General features: G+C 39.8%; 1 protein-coding gene. It reads left to right on the top strand.

Annotation, left to right across the window (positions count from 1 at the left end; all coding sequences use genetic code 11):
- Positions 1-95 precede the first annotated feature (95 nt).
- Positions 96-602 carry a DUF2780 domain-containing protein gene (locus AB4496_RS10920; protein ID WP_009847779.1) on the top strand — a complete coding sequence of 169 codons (507 nt, stop codon included), beginning with the start codon at positions 96-98 and terminating at the stop codon, positions 600-602.
- The last annotated feature ends 91 nt before the right edge of the window (positions 603-693 follow it).

Genomic DNA, 693 nt, shown 5'->3' with positions numbered 1-693 from the left:
AAATTAGACTGAATTAGCTCAACGGTGATGTGACTACATCGCCGTTTTTCGTTTATAGTGAAAGAGTAAATTACTTTATTACTTAAGGACGAATAATGAAGAAAGTACTCATCACCGTTTTAAGCAGCCTTGCTGTGGTATCTTGCGCTAGTACTAGCGAGTCAGAACAAGTTAGTTCAACTTCTGATATTAACTATTCCCAACTATCACAAACAGCCCTTATGACCGCTGTAGACATGTGGTCTCAAAAAAATGAAGCAACACCATTTACGAGCACCCTTGCTAATTCCCTAAGTGACAAAGAATCTGTAACAAATGAGCAAGCTATAGGTGGAGTAGGTTCCATGCTAGCTCTTGCCCAGAATACCCTTGATAACTTTGACAACCAAGAGCTCGAAATGCTTTTCCCTGGAATGTCGACGCTTGATTCTACCGGTTTAACGTCAGTATTGGACTCAAAAACATCTGTTGAAAATGCATTTTCAGGATTAGGTATGGATTCATCAATGGTTGCGGCGTTTGCACCAATCATTATTCAAGGGCTAGAGTCACAAGGCGCAACAAGCGGTCTCGTTGATTCACTCGAAGCTATTTGGTTGTAATAACCAGTGATTAATAATTGATTTAAAATACTTAAAGGGCGCTTCGGTGCTCTTTTTTGTGCGTTGAATAAAAGAGATACGAGATACGAGA

It is taken from the genome of Vibrio sp. 10N.222.46.A1 (assembly GCF_041473595.1).
Lineage (GTDB): Bacteria > Pseudomonadota > Gammaproteobacteria > Enterobacterales > Vibrionaceae > Vibrio > Vibrio tasmaniensis_A.
Note: the sequence above shows the minus strand (reverse complement) of the source record. Positions and strands in the feature narration are given on the sequence as shown.